A 17276-nucleotide genomic window follows, 5' to 3' on the forward strand; every position below is an offset into this window, starting at 1 on the left:
CACCGGGCACCGGCGTCCGGGCGAGGGGAGAATGGGTTCGGTGATCGTCGACTGCGCCATCTACCGGGACGGACACCGCACCGCGGGCCCGGAGGACTTCTCCGACGCGCTGGATCAGGCGCGGTCCGCGGGCGGTTTCGTGTGGATCGGGCTGCACGAGCCGACCGAGGAGGAGTTCGAGCACGTCACCCAGGAGTTCGGGCTGCATCCGCTGGCCGTGGAGGACGCCCTGAAGGCGCACCAGCGGCCCAAGCTGGAGGTGTACGACGACTCGCTGTTCGTGGTCGTCAAACCGGTGGTCTACGAGCCGGAGAGCGACACCGTCTCCTCCGGCGAGGTCATGATCTTCCTCGGGGACGCCTTCGTGGTGGTGGTCCGGCACGGCGAGGGCGCCGCGCTCAAGGCGGTGCGGCAGCGGCTGGAACACGAGCCGGAACTGCTCGGCAAGGGCCCGACCTCGGTGCTGTACGCGATCGCCGACGCCGCCGTCGACCACTACCTGGAGGTGGCCACCGAGCTGCAGACCGACCTGGAGGAGCTGGAGGCGGACGTGTTCTCCCCGGACGGCGGCTCGCGGAACACGGCCTCGCGGATCTACACCTTCAAGCGGCAGGTGCTGGAGTTCCGCCGGGCGACCGGACCGCTGGTGCCGCCGCTGGCCCGGCTGGCCGGCACCGGCGCGTTCGGCGGGGCCGTGCCCTTCGTGAACGACCACGCGCGCCCGTTCTTCCGGGACGTGCACGACCACATCACGCGCGTGAACGACTCCGTGGAGGGCCTGGACCGGCTGGTCTCGGACATCCTGTCGGCGCACCTGGCGCAGATGAGCGTCCGGCAGAACGACGACATGCGGAAGATCTCCGCGTGGGCGGCCATGGCGGCGGTCCCCACCATGATCGCCGGGGTCTACGGCATGAACTTCGAGCACATGCCCGAGCTGCACTGGGTGTGGGCGTACCCGGCCGTGATCGTCCTGATGGCCGCCCTGGAGGTGCTGCTGTACCGGATGTTCAAGCGCAGGGGCTGGCTGTAGCCGTCCGTCCCGGTCAGGCGGGTTCGGGGGCCGCCGGGGTCGCCGGACCGCCGAGGGCGTCGCGGCGTTCGGGCATCTGGAGGGTCACCATGCGGCGCCAGCCGCCGAGCCGCTCGTAGGCGTACACCGCGCGGATGCCCGCCGCGAGCGCCGCCGCCTTGGCGCGGGGCCAGCCGAGAACGCGGCCCATGTGCGCCATCACCGCGAGGCTGACGTCCCGGTAGACCTCGATCTCGGCGAGCGCGCACGCGCGCAGGGTGCGCTGGATCAGCCGGCCGTGTCCGGCGGCGGCGAAGCGGAGCAGTTCCTCGTGGGAGTAGGCGAGGTGGTTGTCCTCGTCGCCCGAGATCATGCGGACCGCGTTGCCGATGTCCGGGTGGGAGGCGAAGTACTTGCGGAGCATGCGCATCTGGTCGGCGGCCCGCTGCTCGGTGACCCTGCTGTGCGCCAGGTACGTGATGATGTCGTCCACGGTGAGCGGCTGGTCGGCCTTGAGCTTCTCGTGGGCGAGACCGATGCCGCGCTTCTCCAGGAGCACGGTGTAGTCGGTCTCCGGAGGGACGGGTACGGGCTCCAGGCCGCGCTTCCTCAGCAGCGCGCCGAAGATGCGGCCGTGCTTGTCCTCGTCCGCCCCGTGCCGGGTGATCTTGGGGGCGAGGGCGCGCTCGCTCTCCGGTACCAGCGCGGCGATCCGCGCGTTCTCCCAGCCGCCCTGCGACTCACCGCTGGCCGCGATGGAGCAGAACAGCCGGAACGACTCGTCGTTGTCGAGGATCTCCTGGAACAGACTCCTGGCCGACAGCATCACCGGTCACCTCTCCGCCTCTGCAAGGGTCCGCGCACCTGTCGAGTCAAGTGCGGGACGTAAGGGACGGCAACAGGTGTGTCGGACAACTCAGCCGAACGAAGGACAGGCGGGCCCATGAGCGGGCGTAACCACGCGCGCGTGGCGGCGTTGTTCCCCGTGACGGCCGTGGCGGGGAAGACCCCCCGAGCCCCCACCACGGCCGTGAGACTTCCCCCTTTCAGGCGAGCCCGGCGCGTTCGAGTGCCTCCGTGCCGGCCCGCAGCGAGGCGAGCCGCTCCTCCAGGGTGAAGCCCGCCGGGGCCAGGGTCAGGGTGGTGACGCCGGCCGCCGCGTAGGCCCGCATCCGGTCGGCGATCCGGTCGACGGAGCCCAGCAATGTCGTCTTGTCGATCAGGTCGTGCGGTACGGCGGCCGCGGCGCCCTGCTTGTCGCCGTCGAGGTACTTGTCCTGGATCTCGGCGGCCTCCTTCTCGTACCCCATGCGCCGGGCGAGCTGGTTGTAGAAGTTCTGCTTGCGGCTGCCCATGCCGCCGACGTACAGCGCGGTGTACGGGCGGAAGGTGTCGGCGAGCGCGGTGACGTCCTTGTCGTCACCGACGGCGAGCGGGACGGTCGGGCAGACGTCGAAGCCGTCGAGCGGCTTGCCCGCCTTCTCGCGTCCGGCGCGCAGGTGCCGGATCGCGGTCTCCTCCAGGTGCTCGGCGGACGGGAAGATCAGCAGGGCGCCGTCGGCGATCTCGCCGGTCTGCTCCAGGTTCTTCGGGCCGATCGCGGCGATGTAGAGCGGGATGTGCTCGCGCTGGGGGTGGACCGTGAGCTTGATCGGCTTGCCGGGGCCGCCGGGCAGCGGGAGGGTCCAGTGCTCGCCGTCGTGGGTCAGGCGCTCGCGGGACATGGCCTTGCGGACGATCTCGACGTACTCGCGGGTCCGGGCCAGCGGCTTGTCGAACTTCACGCCGTACCAGCCCTCGGAGACCTGCGGGCCGGAGACCCCGAGGCCCAGGCGGAAACGGCCGCCGGAGAGGGAGTCGAGGGTGGCGGCGGTCATCGCGGTCATCGCCGGCTGGCGGGCCGGGATCTGGAAGATGGCCGAGCCGACGTCGATGCGCTCGGTCCGCGCGGCGACCCAGGTGAGCACCGTGGCGGCGTCGGAGCCGTAGGCCTCGGCGGCCCAGCAGACGGCGTACCCGAGGCGGTCGGCCTCCTGGGCGACGGCCAGATTGTCCCCGTCCATTCCGGCGCCCCAGTAACCGAGGTTGATCCCGAGCTGCATGACCCATTCCCCTTACCGATCAGTAACGTCCCTGGTGCACCGACCTTAGCGGGCGGATCCGGTTGTCCACAGGCCCCCACAGGCGAAGCCGTGGCCAGTAATCTCGGCGTTCATGGAGCAGAGGCATCTCGGCCGCACCGGCCTGCGCGTGTCCCGCATCGGACTGGGGACCCTGACCTGGGGCCGGGACACGGACGAGCACGACGCGGCGGAGTGCCTGAAAACGTTCTGGGAAGCGGGCGGGACACTGGTCGACACCGCCGACGTCTACGGGGACGGGGAGGCCGAGTACCTGCTGGGCCGGCTGATGGAGGGCCTGGTGCCGCGCCGGGACCTGGTGATCTCCACCAAGGCGGGCAGCGTTCCCGACCCCGACCGCCGCTTCGACGGCTCGCGCGGGCACCTGCTCTCCGCGCTGGACGCCTCGCTCTCCCGGCTCGGCACGGACCACGTCGACGTGTGGCACGTGCACGCCTACGACCCGTACACCCCGCTGGAGGAGACGCTGCACGCCCTCGACCTGGCGGTGAGCAGCGGACGCGCCCGCTACGCCGGGGTCGCCAACTTCTGCGGCTGGCAGCTGGCGAAGGCGGCGACCTGGCAGCTGGCGGCGCCGGGGATGCGCAACCGGCTGGCCAGTACGCAGCTGGAGTACTCGCTGGTCCAGCGCGGCATCGAGCGGGAGGTGCTGCCGGCCGCCCTCGACCTGGGGATCGGGCTGCTGCCCTCCTCGCCGCTCGGGCGCGGGGTGCTCACCGGGAAGTACCGGGGCGGCACGACGCCGGGCGACTCGCGCGGCGCCTCGGAGCACATGGCGCCGTTCGTCGCGCCCTACCTCGACGACACGGCCGCGCGGATCGTGGACGCGGTGGCCACGGCGGCGGACGGGCTCGCGGTGACGCCGCTCCAGGTGGCCCTGGCCTGGGTGCGGGACCGGCCCGGGGTGGCCGCGCCGATCGTGGGCGCGCGCACCGCGCAGCAGCTCACGGCGGCGTTGTCAGTGGAGGCGCTTAGTCTTCCTGACGAGATCTGCCGGGCGCTCGACGACGTGTCGGAGCCTGTGCACCGCTATCCCGATCACGACTGGAGCACGCTGTGAGCACGGAGCCCGAGCCGGCCGAGAACACCGGGGACGCCGTGGACGACGCCGCACCGACGGCGCCGGGCGCCGTGGAGGAGGACGACGCCACCTCGGCGGCGGGGGGCGACTCCGACGGGGGCGAGGGCGCTCCGGCCGACGGGGGCGGGGGCGCTCCGGCCGACGAGGGCGGGGACGCTCCGGCCGACGAGGGCGGGGACGCTCCGGCCGACGGGGGCGGGGGCGCTCCGGCCGACGGGGGCGAGGGCGCTCCGGAGGGGCCGGGCGGGGACGCTGGGGGTGCTGCGGAGGGCGCTGGGCCGACGGCGGCCGGGGACGAGGCACCGACCGGGGACGGCGGGGCCGGGGGCAGCGGGACCGAGGGCAGCGGCGCTGCGGACGGCGGCGCTGCGGACGGCGGCGCTGCGGACGGCGGCGCTGCGGGCGCGGCCAAGGAGTTGTCCGAGGCCGAGGCCGAGCTGGCCGCCCAGCGGATCGAGCGGGAGCGGATCGAGCGGCGGAAGGCGGAGCGGAAGGGACCGGTGGCCGCCGGGGCCAAGCTCAGCGGCACGGCGGCCGACCTGCTCGCCGCCGTCCGGGCCGTGGAGAGCGGCGCGAAGCCGGTGGCGACGGTCTTCGCCGACCCGGAACCCGCACCGCGCCGCCCGTCGCCCGAGGCCGAGCCGGTACGCCGCCCCCAGCCGGTGCCGGACCGGGCACCCGGCGCGGTCCCGCCGCCCGCGCCGGAAGCGGTCCAGGCCGTGCGCCAGGTACTGGCCCGGGGCGGCGCCCCCGAGACACTCGCCGCGCCGACCGCCACGCTCCTCGGCGAGGACGCGGACCACGCCCTGCGCGCGGACCCCTGGCAGTTGCTGCGGATCGCCGGGGTGCGGCCGGAGCAGGCCGACGGCTTCGCGCGGGCGCTGCTCGGTGCCGAGTGCCGCCCGGACGACGAGCGGCGCGGCCGGGCGGTCACCGTCTGGCTCCTGGAGCAGGCGGCGCTCGCCGGGCACACGGCACTGGAGCTGCCCAGGCTGACCGCGGCGCTCGCCCAGCGGGGCGTGCCGGACCCGGACGCCGCCGTACAGGGCACGCTCGCCGAGGGCGAGGCCCTGGCCTTCCAGGACGCCCTGGAGGAGACCGGTGCCCCGGCTCCCGCACCGGCCGGGGGCGAGGAAGGCGGGGACGAGGACGAGGAGCGTCCGGTCCGGGTGCTGATCGGCCTGGAGCGGTACGCGCTCGCCGAGGAGAGCCTCGCCGACGGTCTGGCCCGGCTGGCCGGCTCGGTCCCGAAGGAGGGCGCTTCCCCGGAGGGCTGGGAGCGGGCCGCCGCCGCGGCGCAGGGCGCGGCGGCCGAGCTGATCCGCGCGACCGGGAGCCACGGGCTGGTCCTGCACACCGGTGGCGAGGCCTCCCTGGCCGAACCGGCGGCCCTGCTGCGCGCGGCGCACGGACTCGGTCTGCGCGCCTGGGCCGCCACGCCCAGCCCGTCCGGCCGCGACCGCTTCCTCGCCCTGCTCGCGGCGGACGCGTCCGCGCCGGTCGCGACCGTCGCCGGTCTGCTGGCCGGGACCGAGGGGCCCGGCCGGGACGCGGAAGGCGCTCTCGACCTGGACCTGCTGATCGTGTTCGACGCCCCGCAGATGGACGTGGAGTCGGCCGCCCTGCTCACCGAGTCCCTGCCGGACGGGGCGCGGCTGGTGCTGGCCGGCGACCCCGCCGTGCTGTGGTCCGCGGGCCCGGGGCGGGTCTTCGCCGACCTGCTGGCGGCACGGGTCTGCCCGCAGATCGCCTCCCGGCGGCCGGACCCCGGCCCGCTGGGCGAGCTGGTCTCCGGCATCGGCATCGGTGAGCTGCAGCAGGTCCGGGCGCCGGGCAAGGAGGTCGTGATCGTGCCGGTGCGGGACCCGGGCGAGGCCGTGCACCGCACCGTGCAGCTGGTCTCGGACTCCGTGCCACGGGCGATCGGCGTGCCCGCCGAGGAGACCCAGGTGATCACGCCGGGGCACGGCGGACCGGCCGGCACCCGTGCGCTCAACGCGGCGCTGAAGGAGCGGCTCAACCCGGGCCCGGGCCGCTTCGGCGGCTTCGACCCGGGCGACCGGGTCGCCTACACGCCCGTGCCCGGCCGTACGCTGCCGGGCCGCGTGGTCGACGCCGACGCCGACGGACTGCGCCTGTCCTGCGCGGGCGAGACCGTGGTCGTACCCAGAGAGTGGGTGGAGAGCCGGGTACGGCACGGGTGGGCGCTGACCGCGCACCAGGCGGCGGGCGGGCGGTGGCCCGCGGTGGTGGTGGTCCTGCCCGGTGACGCCGCGCAGGCGCTCAGCCGCCCCTGGGTGTACACGGCGTTCGGCCGGGCCGGGCGTCATCTGTCCGTCGTCCACGGAGTGGACCAGGCGCTCCCCCGGGCCGTGGCCGAGGTCCCGGCGGCGCCCCGGACGACCCGGCTGCCGGTACTGCTCGCTCCGCGGCAGCCGGCGACGGACTGACCGCGCGGCGGGGACGGCAGCCGCCCGGCAGGGACGGGAACGGCGGTGGCCCCGGGACGACAGCTCCCGGGGCCACCGCCGTACGGCCGGCTCAGCGACGGTCCGCGTCCAGCGGCTCCAAGTCCTGATCGTCCTCGTCGTCGTCCAGTTCCCCGTCGTCGTCCAGTTCCTCGTCCTCGTCGACTCCGACGACGCCGTCCTCGTCCAGTTCCTCCGGGTCGAAGTCGTCGTCGAGATCGTCATCGGGCTCGTCGTCGAAGACCGAGCTGACGTCGAACCGGCACACCACCCGCTGTGGGTCGACGTGTTCGAACGGTGCCTCCAGCCACTCGCCGGCCTCGGCGGGTTCGTCCGCGGCTGTGACCCAGAGCGTGGAGTCGCCCTCCTCCAGACCGAACTCCTTGTGCCGGGAGGCGACCTCGTCGGGTTCGAACTCTCCGAAGAGGAGCCCCAGCGCTCCGTGCACCGTGCCGGAGGCGCCGTTGCCCGGGCCGCGTTCGCCGTCCGCCTCCTCGACCCGCCGGGCCTGTGCCAGCAGCCGCTGCGGCTCCGCCACGGCGTAGTCACGGCGGATCAGCACGCTCACCGCGTTCGGTTCCTCGGGGCCCGTGTACGGCGGCAGCGCGTCCTCCGCCGCGGGGATCTCGAAGGGAGTGACCTCGTCGTACCGGTCGTAGAGCAGCTCGTCATACGCCTCGGCGGCGGCTGCCACCTGGTTGAACGCCTCGTAGACGGCCGGGTCGTCGTCACCCGACCGTCGTTCGACCGCGGCCAGGTGACGGTCGAGCGCGGTCTTGACCGCCTCGGCGGCGGCGCGTACCTCGGCAGCGGTGGGCTGCACAGCATCAGACATACAGCAGACGCTATCCGTACCGGGCCCCAGCCCGCACAATAGATGCGATGCCGGAATACGAATTTGTCGACGTGTACGTACCGCGCGGGGTCTCCCGCAAGGAGACGGCACGTCTGCTGACGGACCACGCCGAGTACGGACACTGGGAGTTGTACCGCCTGAGCCTGCTGCGCGACGGCAGCCGCAGGGTGCGGCTGCGTCGTCGGATCATCCGACAGATGCGCGCCACTTGGTGAGGCGCGGCAGGCCGGTGGCGGTGGAAACGGAGCGGGCCCCGCCGGTGCGGCGGGGCCCGCTCCGTCTCCACCGTGGGGAGCGTCACACCGAGGCGCGCGCCTTGCGGTACAGCACCGCGCCCGTGAGCAGTACGCCCGCGCCCATCGGCAGGGCGAGGCCCAGCGGCAGGTCGCTGCCGGTGGCCGCGAGCTGCGCCTCGGGGGCGGGCTGGGTGACCGACGGACCGTCCGGCGTACCGCCGCTCCGGACGGGCGGGGTGCTCGGCTCGCCCGGGTCGCCCGGGTCGCCGGGCTCACCGGGCCGGCCCGGGTCACCGGGTTCCCCGGGGTCGCCCGGCTCCTCGGGGCTGCCGGGGTCGCCGGGGTCGCCCGGGTCACCCGGCTTGCCGGGAGGCGTCTCCGTGCCGCCGCCCGGCGGGTCGGTGGGGTGCCCGCCGCCCTCCTGACCGCAGCCGTTGCCGGTGGCCGGGTTGGCGACGCCGATGACGCTCACGCTGTTGCCGCAGACGTTCACCGGCACGTGGACCGGCGCCTGGACGTGGTTGCCGGAGCCGACGCCGGGCGAGTCGGTGGCGTGACCGCCGGCGTCCGCGCCGCCGCCGTGCGACCCGTGGCCGCCGGACGCCCCGCCGGAGTGCTCACCGGAGTGTCCGCCGGAATCGCCGTTGGCGCACGCGTTGCCCACCGCCGCGTTGAGGCCGCCGATGACGGTGACCGTGTTGCCGCAGATGTTCACCGGCGCGTGTACCGGCGCCTGCACCAAGTTGCCGCTGAGCACGCCCGGCGACCCCGAGGCGGCGCCCTGGGCGCCGGAGCCCGTCGCGTGGGCGGTGCCGCCCGCGGCGGCGAGCACGCCGGTGGCCGCCGCCATCGTCATCAGGCCCTTGCGGGTGACCTGTCGCATGTGCTGAATTCCCTGCCTTCGACCTTGTGCCGACGTTCGACGTTGTTACACGTTCCGCGGTCCACATTCCGCGTCCTGCGGTTCACGTTCCGCGATTCGCGTTCTGCGGTTCACGTTCCGCGTTCCGCGTTCCGAAAGGCCGGTCGGCCCCGGAGCACACGGCATGCGCTCCGGGGCCGACGGGCTCAAGCCCTTACCGGGCGAGGCGCAACGTCACTTGTTGACGCAGGTGTTGCCGAAGGCGGGGTTCAGCAGGCCGATCACGTTGATCGTGTTGCCGCAGACGTTCACGGGAACGTGAATCGGCGCCTGGACGACGTTGCCGGAGAGCACACCCGGGGAGTGCGCGGCGGCACCCTGGGCGCCGGAGTCGGCGACGGCCAGACCCGCACCCGCCATAACCAGTCCACCGGTGGCAGCGGCAGCGGCGACGACCTTCTTGATCATTATTCCTCCTAGTTGGCAAGCGCGATCCAAATTGCGGATCACATGACCAGTAACGAGGAGGGAGTAATCGGGCTACGAGCTTATGGTCGCAATCACCCTTCCCGGTCGGGCTCCGCACACCCGGCCGATTAACGGAGTGTCGTTTCAGCAGCCCAATTCGGGACGCATCACCCTCGGACCCTCAGGAGACGTCACCTTCAGGACGCGTCGATGAAGCGGTCCAGCACCCGCACCCCGAACTTCAGGCCGTCCACCGGCACCCGCTCGTCGACGCCGTGGAACATCCCGGCGAAGTCCAGCTCCGGCGGCAGCTTCAGCGGGGCGAAGCCGAAGCCCCGGATGCCGAGGTCGTCGAAGGACTTGGCGTCCGTGCCGCCGGAGAGCATGTAGGGGATGGCCTTCGCGGCCGGGTCCTCCGCGACCAGCGCGGACTGCATCGCGGCCACCAACGCCCCGTCGAAGGTGGTCTCGACGGCCTTGTCGGAGTGGACGTCCTCGCGCCGCACCTTCGGGCCGAGGATGCGGTCGAGGTCGGCGAGGAACTCCTCCTCGTGACCGGGCAGGAACCGTCCGTCGACGTGCGCGGTGGCCTCGCCGGGGATGACGTTGACCTTGTAACCGGCCCCCAGCTGCGTGGGGTTGGCGGTGTTGCGCAGGGTCGCGCCGATGAGCTTGGCGATGCCGCCGAGCTTGGCGAGGGTGCCCTCCATGTCCTCCGCGTCGAGTTCGACACCCATCGCGTCGCCGAGTTCGTCGAGGAAGGCCCGGGTCGTCTTGGTGACCCGGATGGGGAACTGGTGCCGTCCCAGGCGCGCGACGGCCTCGGACAGCTCGGTGATGGCGTTGTCCCGGTGGATCATCGAGCCGTGCCCGGCGGTGCCGGCCACCGTCAGCTTCATCCAGTGCATGCCCTTCTCGGCCGTCTGGATCAGGTAGAGCCGGCGCTGCTCGCTCACCGTGAAGGAGAAGCCGCCGACCTCGCTGATGGCCTCGGTGACGCCCTCGAAGAGGTCCGGGTGGTGGTCGACGAGGTACCGGGCGCCGTACGTGCCGCCCGCCTCCTCGTCGGCGAGGAAGGCCAGGACGATGTCGCGCGGCGGCTTGCGTCCGCTGCGCAGCCGGTCGCGGACGACCGCCAGGGTCATCGCGTCCATGTCCTTCATGTCGACGGCGCCGCGGCCCCACACGCACCCGTCCGCGATCTCGCCGGAGAAGGGGCCGTGGGTCCAGTCGTCGGCGTTGGCCGGGACGACGTCGGTGTGGCCGTGGATGAGCAGCGCGGGCCTGGACGGGTCCTCGCCCTCGATCCGGGCCACGGTGGAGGCGCGTCCGGGGTGGGACTCGAAGATCTTCGGTTCGAGTCCCACTTCGGCGAGCTTCTCCGCGACGTACTCGGCCGCCTTGCGCTCGCCCGGCCCCGAGTGGTCGCCGTAGTTGCTGGTGTCGATCCGGATCAGGTCGCGGCAGAGGTCGACGACCTCGTCCTCGCCGGTGACGCTTCCGGTCGTGCCCGAGTCGCTCACGTGCTTCCTCCCGCTGTCACTGCTGGTGGGTCCCCCTCATCCTCCTCCCCCCGGCGGGTGACGCCCAAGACCGGTCCCGGCCCGTCACACGCCGTTCACGCGAGGGCGGGGGTGATCGGGCACCCCGGGAAGCCTGGTAATGTTTACGTCGTCGCCGCGGGAAACGCCCCGCACGACAGACACCTTGTCCGGGTGGCGGAATGGCAGACGCGCTAGCTTGAGGTGCTAGTGCCCTTTATCGGGCGTGGGGGTTCAAGTCCCCCCTCGGACACCAGATGAGACCCCTGCTCGCCAGGGGTCTTCTGCTTTTCCCCGTTCACCGCCAGGGGGCGGGGACGCTCCCCTGCGCGGAACGGCGACCCGGCACAATGGCCGTCATGACCACCCGTACCTGCCCCTGCGGGCTGCCCGAGGCGTACGAGACGTGCTGCGGCCGGTTCCACGCGGGGGCCGCCGCCGCGCCGACCGCCGAGGCCCTGATGCGCTCGCGCTACAGCGCCTTCACGCGGCTGGACGCGGGCTATCTGCTGCGCACCTGGCACCCGCGCACCCGCCCGGCCCGGCTCGACCTCGATCCGGGGATGCGGTGGACCGGGCTGGAGATCCTGGAGACCACGGACGGTTCCGCCTTCCACTCCACCGGCACGGTGACGTTCCGGGCGTCCTACCGGGGCGGCTCGCTGCACGAGCGCAGCCGCTTCCAGCGGGTCGACGGGGCGTGGGTGTACGTCGACGGGGAGTTCCTGGACTGAGGGCCGCGCTACGGCGCGAGGATGTCCAGTTCCTGGAGGGCGCCGACCGTGATCTCGCGGGTGAGCGCCTCCGCGCGCTCGGCGTCGCGCTCGCGCACGGCCTCCGCGAGGCGGACGTGGAGGGTGACGGCGGCCGGGTCGGGGTCCTCGAACATCACGGCGTGGTGGGTGCGGCCCGAGAGGACCTCGGCGACGACGTCGCCGAGCCGGGCGAACATCTCGTTGCCCGAGGCGTTGAGGATCACGCGGTGGAAGGCCACGTCGTGGAAGAGGTACTGCTCCAGCCGGTGGCCGCTGGAGTTGGCGACCATGCCGAGGGCGCACTCGGTGAGTTCCGCGCACTGGGCCGTCGTGGCGTTGCGCGCGGCGAGGCCCGCGGCCACCGGCTCCACCGCCGAGCGCAGGACGGTGAGCGAGCGCAGCTGCCGGGGCCGGTCGGCGCCCGCCAGGCGCCAGCGGATGACCTGGGGGTCGTAGACGTTCCACTCGCGCTCGGGCAGGACGGTCACGCCGACGCGGCGGCGGGACTCCACGAGGTGCATGGACTCCAGGACCCGTACCGCCTCGCGCATCACGGAGCGTGAGACGTCGAAGCGCTGCGCCAGTTCGTCGGTGCGCAGGACACTGCCCGGAGGGTAGTCGCCGGCGGTGATGGCGGGGCCGAGGGTGTCCAGTACATGGCCGTGCAGACCCCGGCCCGGTGTGCTCATGCACTCAGCGTACGTGCCGGATCACACCGACAAAAAGTCAGACTTATATGTCACAGACTCTTGAATTCGTCGTACCTAATGGGTTTCAGTTGCGTCGACATCACGTGTCGACGAAGACAGCAGACAGCGAGAGCACGATGCAGCAGCCGCAGATCCCCCATGTCGTCGTGGTCATGGGCGTGGCGGGCACCGGGAAGACCACCATCGGTCCCCTGCTCGCCGCCCGCCTCGGCGTTCCCTACGCCGAGGGCGACGACTTCCACCCGCCGGCCAACATCGCCAAGATGACGGCCGGCACCCCGCTCGACGACGACGACCGGTGGCCGTGGCTGGACGCCATCGGCGCCTGGGCGCACGAGCGGGCCGGGCTCGGCGGGGCGGTCAGCTGCTCGGCGCTGAAGCGGTCGTACCGCGACCGGCTGCGGGCCGCCGCGCCCGGTCTCGTCTTCGTCCACCTCACGGGCAGCCGCGAGCTGATCGAGGACCGGATGTCGCACCGCGAGGGGCACTTCATGCCGACGGCGCTGCTCGACTCCCAGTTCGCCACGCTCCAGCCGCTCCAGCCGGACGAGGCCGGGGTCGCCGTGGACGTCTCCGGCAGCCCCGAGGAGATCGCCGAACGGGCCGTCGCGGCCCTCCGGGCGCTTCCCGGTCCCGCGTAGCACCCCCCGCACCCACCCCCGCACTTCCATCACCGCAAGGGAAACACCGTGACCAGACTCAGCGTCGAGATGCTGGCAGCGGACACCGTCGAGCCGATCACCTCGGCCGGTCACGCCCAGCTGGGCATCGCCGTGCTGCTGGGCATCGCCGTCATCGTCCTGCTCATCACCAAGTTCAAGCTGCACGCCTTCCTGGCGTTGACCATCGGTTCGCTGGCGCTCGGCGCGTTCGCCGGGGCGCCGCTGGACAAGGTCATCACCAGCTTCACCAGCGGGCTCGGCTCCACCGTCGCCGGCGTGGGCGTGCTGATCGCCCTCGGCGCGATCCTCGGCAAGATGCTCGCCGACTCCGGGGGCGCCGACCAGATCGTGGACACGATCCTCGGCAGGGCGAGCGCGCGCTCGATGCCGTGGACGATGGTGCTGATCGCGTCCGTGATCGGCCTGCCGCTCTTCTTCGAGGTCGGCATCGTCCTGCTGATCCCGGTCGTCCTGATGGTCGCCAAGCGCGGCAACTACTCGCTGATGCGCATCGGCATCCCGGCGCTGGCCGGCCTGTCCGTGATGCACGGCCTGGTGCCGCCGCACCCCGGTCCGCTGGTCGCGATCGACGCGCTCGGCGCCAACCTCGGCGTGACCCTGGCGCTGGGTGTCCTGATCGCCGTCCCGACGGTGATCATCGCCGGGCCGGTCTTCTCGAAGTTCGCGGCCCGCTGGGTGGACGTCCCGGCGCCCGAGCGGATGATCCCGCAGCGCGCCTCCGAGGACCTGGAGAAGCGCCCCGGCTTCGGCGCGACCCTGGCCACGATCCTGCTGCCGGTCGTGCTGATGCTCGCCAAGGCGCTCGTCGACATCATCGTCGACGACCCGGACGCGCTGGTGCAGCGGACCTTCGACGTCATCGGCAACCCGCTGATCGCCCTGCTGGCCGCCGTGATCGTGGGCATCTTCACGCTGCTGCGGCCCGCCGGGTTCGCCAAGGACCGCGTCTCCGGGCTGGTCGAGAAGGGCCTCGCGCCCATCGCGGGCATCCTGCTGATCGTCGGCGCGGGCGGCGGCTTCAAGCAGACGCTGATCGACTCCGGCGTCGGCCAGATGGTCCTGGAGATCTCCGAGGACTGGTCGATCCCGGCGCTGCTGCTGGCCTGGCTGATCGCGGTGGCGATCCGGCTGGCGACCGGTTCGGCGACCGTGGCGACCGTCTCGGCGGCCGGCCTGGTCGCGCCGCTGGCGGCCGACATGTCGACGACCCACGCGGCCCTGCTGGTGCTGGCCATCGGCGCCGGTTCGCTGTTCTTCAGCCACGTCAACGACGCCGGCTTCTGGCTGGTCAAGGAGTACTTCGGACTCGACGTCGGCCAGACGGTCAAGACCTGGTCGGTCATGGAGACGATCATCTCGGTGGTCGCCGGCGCGCTGGTCCTGCTGGTCTCCCTGATCCTGTAGGTCCCGCACGGCCGGCGGACGGCCGGGACGGCCCGAGGCCCCGGCGGATGCCCGGGCCTCGGGCCGTCCTGCTTGGATGGTTCCATGAGCGCTGCGGACGAGATCCTCGACATCGTCGACGAGCACGACCGGGTCGTCGGCCGGTCCCCGCGCGGTGAGGTGTACGCCGAGGGGCTGCGCCACCGCTGTGTGTTCGTCCAGGCCCGGGACGCACGGGGACGGATCTTCGTCCACCGGCGCACCGCGCAGAAGCTGGTCTTCCCCTCCCTCCACGACATGTTCGTCGGCGGGGTGGTCGGCGCGGGCGAGTCCTACGACGACGCGGCGCTGCGCGAGGCGGAGGAGGAACTGGGGGTGAGCGGGCTGCCGCGCCCCCGGTTCCTGTTCAAGTTCCTGTACGACGACGGGGGCGGGCGGAGCTGGTGGTCGGCGGTGTACGAGGTGCGCTGCGAGTCGGCCGTACGGCCGCAGGCGGAGGAGGTCGCCTGGTACGACTTCCTGCCGGAGGAGGAGTTGGTGCGGCGGCTCGACGAGTGGGAGTGGGTGCCCGACGGGCTGGCGGCGTACCGGCGGCTCACCGGGCGGGAAGGGTGACCGGCACCGGCCCGATAGGGTCCCGCTCGTGATCGACTTCGCACGCAACGTCCGCCTGTGGTTCGCGCCCGACGCGGTCCGGCGGGAGGGCGGCACCCCCGACTACCGTTTCTCGCTGGCGAACGAGCGCACCTTCCTGGCCTGGCTGCGCACCGCGCTCGCCCTGATCGGCGGCGGGTTCGCGGTGGACCAGTTCCTCCCCGGCCTGCGCTGGGGCTGGCGCGTCGGGCTGGCGCTCACGCTGCTGGCGTCAGGGGTGCTGTGCTCCTTGCGCGCCGTCAACCACTGGGTCCGCTGCGAGCGGGCGATGCGGCGCGGCGAGGACCTTCCGGTCTCCCGCTTCCCCGCGCTGCTCGGCGTCGTCGTCGCCGTGGTGGCCGTCGCCATGGTCGTGGTGGTGCTGGTCGGGTGGGAGGGGTGAGCGGCGCCCCTCCCCCGCACCACGAGCCGGAGGTTCCCGGCCCGGCCCCGGACCCGGACCGTGACCCCGACCGGGATCCGGGGCTTCAGCCCGAGCGCACCCGGCTCGCCTGGCGCCGCACCACCCTGGCGGGGGCCGTCGCCGCGGTGCTCGGCGCGAAGACCGCGCTGCACGGCGGCGCCTCCGCCGTCTCCGTCACCGCCGGCGCCCTGGCCTGCTTCCTGTGGCTGGGCGTGCTGTTCCTGGCCCACCGCCGCATCGCCGCCGTCGCGTCCTCGAACCGGCCCCCGGCGCTCGCGCCGCCGCATGCCGCCGCGGTCGCCCTGTGCACGGTGGCGATGGCGGTGTGCGGGGCCGTTCTGATCCTGGCCTAGCCGGCTCCGTACCGCGCGCAGCCGATCGTCTTCATGGCTCCGGCCCTCTGGGGTACCCGGGCGCCACGCGACCCGGAATGTACCGATACGCACCATCGGCGTGGCAGCCTGACCGACGGCGGCCGCCCGCCCGGACGCCCGCGCCAGTTCCCGTCGTCCATCCCGAAGGTGAGCACCATGAGCACCCTGCACCAGGAACACCCCGCCCACGCGCACGCGCACGGTCCGGCCTGCGGGCACACCGAGGTGCCGCACGGCGACCACGTTGACTACGCGCACGACGGGCACCTGCACCGCGAGCACTCCGGCCACTGGGACGAGTGCGAGACCGCCGGGCACACCGCCCACGAGGGGCACGAGCACCAGCACGGCGAGACGTGCGGGCACGCGCGCGTGCGCCACGGCGACCACGTCGACTACCTCCACGACGGTCATCGGCACGCGGCGCACGACGGCCACTGGGACGACCACTGACGGCACTCCCCGCGGCCTCCCGGCGGCTCCTCGCGCACCCGCGCGGGGAGCCGTCGGCGCGTGGTGGCGCGGATCACGTTCCGGTCCGCCCTCTGGACGGCATACCGACCGGTCGGCATCATGATCCCGGTACGGTCCACCCCTCGTCCACCCCGCCGGAGGAGCGCCGATGAGCCCCGACCACCCGCCCGGACTCGATCCCGACCGGCTGCGCGGCCTGCTCGACCGGGAGCGGCCGGGCCTGGTGCGCGGCCCGCTGACGGGCCGGCTGATCGAGGGCGGACGGTCCAACCTCACCTACGCGGTCACCGACGGCGTCTCCCGCTGGGTGGTGCGGCGCCCGCCGCTCGGTCATGTGCTGGCCACCGCGCACGACATGCGGCGCGAGCACCGGGTGATCAGCGCCCTGCACCCGACCGGCGTGCCGGTCCCCGGCACGGTGCTGCTGTGCGAGGACGAGGAGGTGCTCGGGGCGCCGTTCTACGTGATGGAGTTCGTCGAGGGCACGCCGTACCGCACGGCGGACCAGCTCGCCCCGCTGGGCCCCGAGCGCACCCGGGGTGCCGTACTGAACCTGGTGGACACCCTCGTCGAGCTGCACGCGGTGGACCCCGGCGCGGTGGGCCTCGCCGACTTCGGGCGGCCCGAGGGGTTCCTCGACCGCCAGCTGCGCCGCTGGGCCAAGCAGCTCGACGCCTCCCGCGACCGCGACCTGCCCGGCATCGACGAACTGCACGCCACGCTCGGCCGGGAGCTGCCGCGCTCCCCCGCCCCCGCCGTGGTGCACGGCGACTACCGGCTGGACAACGTCCTGATCGGCGACGACGACCGGATCACGGCGGTGCTCGACTGGGAGATGTCCACGCTCGGTGACCCGCTGACCGACCTCGGGCTGCTGGTGATGTACAGCCGGCCGCTCGGGATGCCCGGCTCGCCCGTCTCCACCACCGCCGAGGCTCCCGGGCACCCCAGCCCCCGGGAGCTGGTCGAGCGGTACGCCGCGCGCTCGGGGCGCGACGTGTCGGGGATCTCGTGGTACACGGCGTTCGCCTGGTTCAAGCTCGCCGTGATCCTGGAGGGCATCCACTACCGCTACACGCTGGGGCAGACGGTCGGGCGCGGTTTCGACCGCATCGGCGACCTGGTGCCCGTCTTCATCGAGCACGGACTGACCACCCTTCAGGAAGGCTGACCGG

19 protein-coding genes and 1 tRNA gene are annotated in these 17276 nt (G+C 73.1%); 13 read left to right on the top strand and 7 right to left on the bottom strand.

The genetic code is table 11. The features are described from left to right. Positions 1 to 40 precede the first annotated feature (40 nt). Positions 41 to 1033, top strand: coding sequence for a magnesium/cobalt transporter CorA (corA, locus tag ACIQR3_RS35880; RefSeq protein WP_403545456.1), 993 nt, complete (start codon positions 41 to 43; stop codon positions 1031 to 1033). Between the two features lie 13 nt (positions 1034 to 1046). Here corA and ACIQR3_RS35885 read toward each other — a convergent pair whose 3' ends face one another. Together ACIQR3_RS35885 and ACIQR3_RS35890 are read right to left on the bottom strand one after the other, a co-directional pair. Continuing rightward, positions 1047 to 1838, bottom strand: a complete 792-nt coding sequence (locus tag ACIQR3_RS35885; RefSeq protein WP_403545458.1) for a ferritin-like domain-containing protein — start codon at positions 1836 to 1838, stop codon at positions 1047 to 1049. A 220-nt stretch (positions 1839 to 2058) separates the two neighbouring features. Next, a complete protein-coding gene (locus tag ACIQR3_RS35890; RefSeq protein ID WP_403545460.1) occupies positions 2059 to 3114 on the bottom strand; it encodes an LLM class F420-dependent oxidoreductase in 1056 nt (351 codons plus the stop codon). A 112-nt stretch (positions 3115 to 3226) separates the two neighbouring features. On the opposite strand from ACIQR3_RS35890, the gene ACIQR3_RS35895 reads away from it, so the two are divergent. Then, on the top strand, positions 3227 to 4213 hold the full coding sequence (locus ACIQR3_RS35895; RefSeq protein WP_403545462.1) for an aldo/keto reductase: 987 nt from the start codon (positions 3227 to 3229) through the stop codon (positions 4211 to 4213). Then, positions 4210 to 6684, top strand: coding sequence for a helix-hairpin-helix domain-containing protein (locus ACIQR3_RS35900; protein ID WP_403545463.1), 2475 nt, complete (start codon positions 4210 to 4212; stop codon positions 6682 to 6684). Before ACIQR3_RS35895 ends, ACIQR3_RS35900 begins: the two co-directional genes overlap by 4 nt. Before the next feature lie 91 nt (positions 6685 to 6775). Here ACIQR3_RS35900 and ACIQR3_RS35905 read toward each other — a convergent pair whose 3' ends face one another. Continuing rightward, entirely contained in the window at positions 6776 to 7537 is a 762-nt protein-coding gene (locus ACIQR3_RS35905; protein WP_403545465.1) for a hypothetical protein, read from the bottom strand. A 47-nt stretch (positions 7538 to 7584) separates the two neighbouring features. Between ACIQR3_RS35905 and ACIQR3_RS35910 the strand changes: the two genes are divergently transcribed. After that, positions 7585 to 7773 carry a DUF5703 family protein gene (locus ACIQR3_RS35910; protein ID WP_215173731.1) on the top strand — a complete coding sequence of 63 codons (189 nt, stop codon included), beginning with the start codon at positions 7585 to 7587 and terminating at the stop codon, positions 7771 to 7773. Between the two features lie 82 nt (positions 7774 to 7855). On the opposite strand, the gene ACIQR3_RS35915 is transcribed toward ACIQR3_RS35910, so the two are convergent. The 3 genes from ACIQR3_RS35915 to ACIQR3_RS35925 form a co-directional block, all read right to left on the bottom strand. Continuing rightward, positions 7856 to 8677: a chaplin gene (locus ACIQR3_RS35915; RefSeq protein ID WP_403545467.1), complete on the bottom strand. Its 822-nt coding sequence runs from the start codon at positions 8675 to 8677 to the stop codon at positions 7856 to 7858. 213 nt (positions 8678 to 8890) lie between these two features. Continuing rightward, positions 8891 to 9124, bottom strand: a complete 234-nt coding sequence (gene chpH / locus ACIQR3_RS35920; protein WP_403545469.1) for a chaplin ChpH — start codon at positions 9122 to 9124, stop codon at positions 8891 to 8893. Positions 9125 to 9321: 197 nt separating this feature from the next. Then, entirely contained in the window at positions 9322 to 10647 is a 1326-nt protein-coding gene (locus ACIQR3_RS35925; RefSeq protein ID WP_403545470.1) for a M20/M25/M40 family metallo-hydrolase, read from the bottom strand. Positions 10648 to 10833: 186 nt separating this feature from the next. Here ACIQR3_RS35925 and ACIQR3_RS35930 point away from each other — a divergent pair. Further along, positions 10834 to 10921 (top strand) — tRNA-Leu (locus ACIQR3_RS35930). 103 nt (positions 10922 to 11024) lie between these two features. Continuing rightward, positions 11025 to 11399: a YchJ family protein gene (locus tag ACIQR3_RS35935; RefSeq protein ID WP_403545471.1), complete on the top strand. Its 375-nt coding sequence runs from the start codon at positions 11025 to 11027 to the stop codon at positions 11397 to 11399. Between the two features lie 8 nt (positions 11400 to 11407). Here ACIQR3_RS35935 and ACIQR3_RS35940 read toward each other — a convergent pair whose 3' ends face one another. After that, positions 11408 to 12109, bottom strand: a complete 702-nt coding sequence (locus ACIQR3_RS35940; RefSeq protein ID WP_403545472.1) for a FadR/GntR family transcriptional regulator — start codon at positions 12107 to 12109, stop codon at positions 11408 to 11410. A gap of 137 nt (positions 12110 to 12246) precedes the next feature. Between ACIQR3_RS35940 and ACIQR3_RS35945 the strand changes: the two genes are divergently transcribed. From ACIQR3_RS35945 to ACIQR3_RS35975, 7 genes are all read left to right on the top strand, one after another. Beyond that, the gene (locus tag ACIQR3_RS35945) at positions 12247 to 12771 is read left to right on the top strand and encodes a gluconokinase (RefSeq protein ID WP_403545473.1); all 525 of its coding nucleotides are present in this window, start codon (positions 12247 to 12249) and stop codon (positions 12769 to 12771) included. Positions 12772 to 12819: 48 nt separating this feature from the next. Then, positions 12820 to 14217, top strand: coding sequence for a GntP family permease (locus ACIQR3_RS35950; protein WP_403545474.1), 1398 nt, complete (start codon positions 12820 to 12822; stop codon positions 14215 to 14217). An 84-nt stretch (positions 14218 to 14301) separates the two neighbouring features. After that, a complete protein-coding gene (locus ACIQR3_RS35955; protein WP_403545475.1) occupies positions 14302 to 14811 on the top strand; it encodes an NUDIX hydrolase in 510 nt (169 codons plus the stop codon). Positions 14812 to 14839: 28 nt separating this feature from the next. Next, positions 14840 to 15232 carry a YidH family protein gene (locus ACIQR3_RS35960; protein WP_403545477.1) on the top strand — a complete coding sequence of 131 codons (393 nt, stop codon included), beginning with the start codon at positions 14840 to 14842 and terminating at the stop codon, positions 15230 to 15232. After that, positions 15229 to 15606, top strand: coding sequence for a DUF202 domain-containing protein (locus ACIQR3_RS35965; RefSeq protein ID WP_403545479.1), 378 nt, complete (start codon positions 15229 to 15231; stop codon positions 15604 to 15606). The genes ACIQR3_RS35960 and ACIQR3_RS35965 overlap by 4 nt, the downstream gene beginning before the upstream one ends. Positions 15607 to 15783: 177 nt before the next feature. Further along, the gene (locus tag ACIQR3_RS35970) at positions 15784 to 16080 is read left to right on the top strand and encodes a hypothetical protein (RefSeq protein WP_403545481.1); all 297 of its coding nucleotides are present in this window, start codon (positions 15784 to 15786) and stop codon (positions 16078 to 16080) included. A 169-nt stretch (positions 16081 to 16249) separates the two neighbouring features. Then, positions 16250 to 17272: a phosphotransferase family protein gene (locus ACIQR3_RS35975; protein WP_403545483.1), complete on the top strand. Its 1023-nt coding sequence runs from the start codon at positions 16250 to 16252 to the stop codon at positions 17270 to 17272. Positions 17273 to 17276: the final 4 nt, after the last annotated feature.

It is taken from the genome of Streptomyces sp. NPDC090994, from assembly GCF_044768905.1.
Classification (GTDB): domain Bacteria; phylum Actinomycetota; class Actinomycetes; order Streptomycetales; family Streptomycetaceae; genus Streptomyces.

Excerpts from the sequence above, each read along its gene's own strand:
- ACIQR3_RS35885 (WP_403545458.1), bottom strand. The coding sequence starts at position 1,838 with ATGCTGTCGGCCAGGAGTCTGTTCCAGGAGATCCTCGACAACGACGAG.
- ACIQR3_RS35890 (WP_403545460.1), bottom strand. The coding sequence starts at position 3,114 with ATGCAGCTCGGGATCAACCTCGGTTACTGGGGCGCCGGAATGGACGGG.
- ACIQR3_RS35895 (WP_403545462.1), top strand. The coding sequence starts at position 3,227 with ATGGAGCAGAGGCATCTCGGCCGCACCGGCCTGCGCGTGTCCCGCATC.
- ACIQR3_RS35905 (WP_403545465.1), bottom strand. The coding sequence starts at position 7,537 with ATGTCTGATGCTGTGCAGCCCACCGCTGCCGAGGTACGCGCCGCCGCC.
- ACIQR3_RS35910 (WP_215173731.1), top strand. The coding sequence starts at position 7,585 with ATGCCGGAATACGAATTTGTCGACGTGTACGTACCGCGCGGGGTCTCC.
- ACIQR3_RS35915 (WP_403545467.1), bottom strand. The coding sequence starts at position 8,677 with ATGCGACAGGTCACCCGCAAGGGCCTGATGACGATGGCGGCGGCCACC.
- chpH (WP_403545469.1), bottom strand. The coding sequence starts at position 9,124 with ATGATCAAGAAGGTCGTCGCCGCTGCCGCTGCCACCGGTGGACTGGTT.
- ACIQR3_RS35935 (WP_403545471.1), top strand. The coding sequence starts at position 11,025 with ATGACCACCCGTACCTGCCCCTGCGGGCTGCCCGAGGCGTACGAGACG.
- ACIQR3_RS35940 (WP_403545472.1), bottom strand. The coding sequence starts at position 12,109 with ATGAGCACACCGGGCCGGGGTCTGCACGGCCATGTACTGGACACCCTC.
- ACIQR3_RS35945 (WP_403545473.1), top strand. The coding sequence starts at position 12,247 with ATGCAGCAGCCGCAGATCCCCCATGTCGTCGTGGTCATGGGCGTGGCG.
- ACIQR3_RS35955 (WP_403545475.1), top strand. The coding sequence starts at position 14,302 with ATGAGCGCTGCGGACGAGATCCTCGACATCGTCGACGAGCACGACCGG.
- ACIQR3_RS35970 (WP_403545481.1), top strand. The coding sequence starts at position 15,784 with ATGAGCACCCTGCACCAGGAACACCCCGCCCACGCGCACGCGCACGGT.
- ACIQR3_RS35975 (WP_403545483.1), top strand. The coding sequence starts at position 16,250 with ATGAGCCCCGACCACCCGCCCGGACTCGATCCCGACCGGCTGCGCGGC.